This window comes from Halomonas sp. TH-94, assembly GCF_057473365.1.
On the sequence record NZ_JBYCKL010000121.1, the window covers coordinates 1 to 5,338 of the forward strand.

General features: G+C 64.3%; 4 protein-coding genes. 1 reads left to right on the plus strand and 3 read right to left on the minus strand.

All coding sequences use genetic code 11. The annotated features are described in order from the left end of the window. Positions 1-129: 129 nt before the first annotated feature. Positions 130-837, plus strand: a complete 708-nt coding sequence (gene gfa, locus AC2VNO_RS19965) for an S-(hydroxymethyl)glutathione synthase (protein ID WP_486935766.1) — start codon at positions 130-132, stop codon at positions 835-837. A gap of 97 nt (positions 838-934) precedes the next feature. Here gfa and AC2VNO_RS19970 read toward each other — a convergent pair whose 3' ends face one another. The 3 genes from AC2VNO_RS19970 to AC2VNO_RS19980 form a co-directional block, all read right to left on the minus strand. Continuing rightward, positions 935-2,641 (minus strand): DEAD/DEAH box helicase family protein, encoded by a 1,707-nt coding sequence (locus AC2VNO_RS19970; protein WP_486935767.1) that lies wholly within the window; start codon positions 2,639-2,641, stop codon positions 935-937. An 82-nt stretch (positions 2,642-2,723) separates the two neighbouring features. Continuing rightward, positions 2,724-3,932 (minus strand): benzoate/H(+) symporter BenE family transporter, encoded by a 1,209-nt coding sequence (locus tag AC2VNO_RS19975; protein ID WP_486935768.1) that lies wholly within the window; start codon positions 3,930-3,932, stop codon positions 2,724-2,726. 100 nt (positions 3,933-4,032) lie between these two features. Next, on the minus strand, positions 4,033-5,274 hold the full coding sequence (locus AC2VNO_RS19980; protein WP_486935769.1) for a benzoate/H(+) symporter BenE family transporter: 1,242 nt from the start codon (positions 5,272-5,274) through the stop codon (positions 4,033-4,035). Positions 5,275-5,338: the final 64 nt, after the last annotated feature.

Here is a 5,338-nt window from a genome sequence, read left to right on the forward strand (position 1 = left end):
AGATCGACGAATTCATCACCCACGAGATGCCGTTCGAGAAGATCAACGAGGCGTTCGAACTGCTGCACGAGGGCAAGAGCATCCGTACCGTGCTTCGGTATTAACGCGTCCCAAGGACGAGGAGGCAGCATGAGCCTGATGGACATGATCCAGCGCTGGTTCGGCGGCAAGCCCGCCACCGCGACACAGAGCACGCCCCGTACGCCGCCACCCGCGGCGAGAGAACCCGCAAAAACGACAACACAGGGGAGTCACCCCACCATGAGCCACCACAATGTTCACATCCACCCTGCCGTGGACGACGGCGTCAAGCGCGGCAGCGAAGGCTTCACCGGCGGCAAGCTGCACTGCCACTGCGGTAACGACAGAGTCGAGGTAACGATCGACGCCCAGTGTGCCCATAACCACGTCTGCGGCTGCACCAAGTGCTGGAAACCCGAAGGGGCGCTGTTCTCGATGGTGGCCGTCGTCCCCCGCGACCAGCTACGTGTCACTGCCCACGAGGAGAAGCTCGACGTGGTCGACCCGAGCGCCGCCATTCAGCGCCATGCCTGCACCGGCTGTGGTGTGCACATGTACGGCCGCATCGAGAACACCGGCCACCCCTTCCATGGGCTCGACTTCATCCACACAGAACTCTCCCGCGACGAGGGCTGGGCCGGCCCCGAGTTCGCCGCCTTCGTCTCCTCGATCATCGAGGCCGGCGCCGATCCGCAGAACATGTCCGCCGTGCGCTCACGGTTAGAAGAGCTGGGCCTGCCGCCCTACGACTGCCTCTCGCCGCCGCTGATGGACGCCATCGCCACCCACACCGCCAAGGCCAAGGGAGTGCTCTGAAGGAGACAACGAGCAGCCTTGCAGGAAAGCGACCGGGCCCGCCAACGCGCGGGCCCGGTCGCATCCACTTTGGCAACAACCGCCACGTACCCAACGGCTAGTCCGACACTCCCAACGCCGCAAACAGCTCCGCCATCTCCGGTTTCTGGCGCTTGGTACGCAGCAGCTCGACATCCTCCACCGTAAAGCGCCCCGAGGTGGCACGCAGATACATCTCACCGCTAGCGCGATCGACGAAGCGCACATCGGGCACCTTGGCGATGCACTGCTTGAGGAACGTGCAATTCCTGACGGCCGCCAAGGTGTCGTCGCCGGGGTATACCTCTTGCGGACACGTCGCCGCGGTATTGATCTTCTTGAAGCGTTCGAGATTGACCAGCCCCAGGGGGTCGAGGATGGTCAGCACCTCGCGAGTACCATGGGCAACGACTGCCGGCGGCGTATGCTTGGGTACACTGTTGTCGAGGAAGACGTACTTGAAGCGGGGCCGAGGGCTGCTCAACCACTTGAAGAACACTCTGGGCATCCCGTCGTAAGCCTCGACGCAGTGTCCCAGGAAGTCCGATACCGCCTTGTAACGCCCTCGCTCCAGCCCCCGCTCCCAGCCACGTTCCACCGTGGCTTCCGGCGGGGTGATGATGAAGTACATGTGCATGGTGGAGACGTATTTGGCATAGGTGGCATCCAGCAGCCGCGACACCGTCTCGGAAGAAAAGCTGTCGAAGCGAAAGCGGTCGATCAGCAGGTTGGGAATGGTGCGATCCCGCCGGGCCTTGTCGCGAATGTAGCGGTCCAGCTTGGCATCGATCAGCTTGACCTCCTTGCCCGCCAGGCGCCCGGCATATTTGTAGGCCTCGCCCAGGGCCTCATAGTCGAGCAGCAGGCGGCGCCAGATGTCGGGTGTGATGGTGCCGTACTGCTCCCGCGGAATGCCCAGGTCCTGCAGGGTATGTCTCAGCAGGTGGCGCAGGGAGCTCTTGCCCGCCGCCGAGGCCCCCTTGAGGCTGATCAGAATCGGCTTGTCGGCAAGCGGAACCCGAGCGTAGCCCTCATGCTCGATGGCCCGCTCGAGGTGAGGCGCCAATAGATGGCCGATAAGACGGCTGCCGTAGTCGTTACAGGCATGACGGGCGATCAGCTTCACCAACACCTCGCGATCCAGACCGATATGGCCCTGGATCGCGGCAATCGAACTCAGCACTCGGTATGCACTCTTGTAGATGGCCTGCTCCTGCTCATCCTGGGCGGCCAAGCCCTGCTGCTTGAGGCTCTGGATCGCATCATGATGGCGCTCCTCCAGGGAGCGTCGATCCGCCTGTCGTGGCGGGGCAGCCTGCTTGCCCAGCCATCTGGCCAGCAAAGAAGGAGGCTCCGGGTCGGCCACCACGGGCTCGGGCGCAAAGGCCGCCTCCAGGATTTCCCCCACTCTCCCCTCTATCACCGCGTACAGACGGTCGAATTCCTGCTGGAACAGCGGCAGATGAGGCGCAAGATAGTCCGCCAGAACCGTGAGCGTGATGTGGCGGAAATTGCGCCCCAGCACTTCCTCTTCCTCACCCTCCGTAACCATGACGTCGGCGGTGACCCGAACGATCAGCTCATGCAGTACCAGGCGTTCGGCGCGAAATGCGATCAGCTCTTCCTCCTCGAGGCCGGTGAGTGCTTTCAGCTCGGGGATTTCGGCCAAAAGAGAAGAGACGTTCTCAGGGCGATGGATGGTTTCCAGGGGCTGGTAGCGCCTGGGCAGGTCGGCTTCGAGGCCGGGGTTCCACGCCGAGTACTCGGGGGTCTCTCGATCAGACATGGGAGCCACGCTCGCGCTGAGGTCATAGGCCGGCATCCGGCGCACATGATTCGACATTGGCCGAATTTTCCCTGCGGGGCAATCACGGCTTTTCAGCAATGGTGGATGCCTCCTGCTGTCGTGGAAGCGCCCAAGGCCGGTGCAGGATCAGGTAGGCCGCACAGCCGATCGCCACACCCCAGAAGGCCGAGCCCAGGCCGAACAGGCTCATCCCCGAGGCGGTGGCCAGAAAGGTGATGATCGAAGCCTCGAGGTGCTGCTTCTCGGCCGCCGCCGCGCTGAGGTTGCTGGTAATGGCTCCGATCAGCGCCAGCCCTGCCAGCAGGGCGACGAAGGTCACCGGCAGCGAGGTGAACAGCAGCACGATGCTGCCCGAGAACAGCGCGCCGAGCAGATAGAACATGCCGTTGGCCACGCCGGCGACGTAGCGCCGGCCGGGATCGGGGTGGGCCGCCTTGCCGGTGCACAGCGCCGCGGTGATGGCCGCCACCACCGTGGTGATGCCACCGAAAAGCGCCATCGGCATCGAGACCAGTCCGGTGACGGTGAGGATCGGGCGAGCCTGGGTGTCGTAGCCGGCGCCGCGCAGAATCGCCATGCCCGGCAAGAACTGGCCGGTGAGGCTGACCAGCGCCAGAGGCAGCGCCAGGCTTAGCGTAGCGTGCAGCGTCCACTCGGGACGGATCGGCTCGGGCGAAGCCAGTTGCCACGAAACACCCGCCAGGCTTGCGCCCTCCAGCACCACCGCCAGCACGATACCCACCAGCAGCAGCAGTACCAGGAAGTAGCGCGGAAAGAGGCGCTTGAATACCAGGTAGGCGACAAGCATACCCACCGCCAGCGCCGGCGCCACTTCCAGCGAGGTGAACACGCCGACGCCGAACTGAAACAGGATGCCGGCCATCATCGCCGCGGCGATGCCGGGCGGGATCAGCGCGATCAAGCGGTCGAAGGTACCGCTCATCCCGACCACGAAAACAATGAGCGCCGCGGTGAGATAGGCACCTACCGCCTCGTTCAGCGACAGCCCGGGGAAAAGCGTGACCAGCAGCGCCGTGCCGGGCGCCGACCAGGCGGTGATCACCGGCACCTTGAGCCATAGGCTCAGGCCGATACCCGACAGTGCGGCACCGATGGAGATCGCCCATACCCAGGAGCTCATCATCTGGGCAGAGATATCCGCGCTCTGCGCGGCCTGGAAGAAGATCGCCAGCGGCCCGGCATAGGAGATCAGCACCGCCACGAAGCCGGCGGTAATGGCCGACAGCGACGCGTCCTGGCGTAATGACATCGTTCACCTCGCGCTCGATTGGGTGGAATGCGAAACGAATAAAAAAGACCCGTGGCGAGGGATCGACCACGGGCCAACGGAGGAAGGTACGGCCGCTCCGCTAGGGCGCCGTGGCACTCTCGCGCTTGACGATGAACTCGAAGTCCTTGGTCTCGAAGATCATCGAGATCAGCACACCCAGCACCAGCGCCCAGAAGGAGGCACCGATCCCGAGTATCTGAATGCCCGAGGCGGCAATCAGGAAGGCGAACAGTGCGCCCATCTCGTGCTTTCTGCCGGAAAAGGCGATGGCCAGTGCGGAGGTCAGCACACGAACCAGAGCGAGGCCGGCGATGATGGCGATGAAGTAGCCCGGGGTGGCCTCGATCAGGCTGACCACGTAGCCGTAGAAGGGCGCGCACACCACGAAGATGGCCCCGGTGATCACCGCCGCCACCCAGCGCTTGTCGCGCTCACCGGCTTCCGGCGAGGAGCAGATGCCCGTCATGGGGGCGGCGATGCAGGTGCTGTGCAGGTTGAAGAACGAGGAAATCATGGTGCCCAAGCCGCCCACCGCTGTGATGCCGTTGGCCGGCACCTTGTCGTAGCCCATGCCCTTGACCAGCCCCACCCCGGCGGGAGTTTCCATGCCCACCAGGATGATCGCCAGCGGCAGGCCGTAGGCGAGGAATGCGCTCAGGGTGAACTCGGGCACGATGAACTCGGGGAAGCGAACCGTGGCCTGGATGCCGGAGAAGTCGACGCCGGTGGCCATCAGGTAAGCGATGCCCGCCCCCATGGCCACCAGCAGTGGCGGCACGCGGCGAAACAGCCGCGCGGCGAGGAAGAAGCTGAGGATCATGATCGAAGCCGGCAGCAGGGCGTCGTCCAGCGAGCCGACCATGCGCGTGCCGAAGCTGAGCAGCACTCCGGCGATCATGCCCATCACGATGGGCATCGGGATCAGCCGCATCACCGTGGCCATCACTCCGGTGAGACCGGCCACCAGCGAGATGGCGCCGGCAATCAGAGTCGCGCCCAGAGCGGCCTCGAGACCCACCACCGGGATCACCGCGGCGAACAGCAGTGCACCGGGAATCGAGTTGGCCATGGGCAGGGGCAGCCGGTAGTAGCTCGGCACCAGCAGGCCGAACAGGCCGTTGATCATCAGATAGCTGATCACCCAGATCATGATGAAGGAGGAATCCAGGCCGGCTGCGGTGCCGGCGCTGATGTGGATGACGCCGGCACTCAGGCCGAACACGCCGGCCACCAGGCCGGCGCTGGCATTCTCGGGCGTCAGGTCCCGGATGAAATCGCCGGGCATGCGCTTCAGGCTTGTGCCTTTCTCGATATGTTTCACGGTGTGCTCCAGGGGTATGTTGTTATTCGTTGAGTTGGGCCTACGGTGAACGCGATGCAGGCCG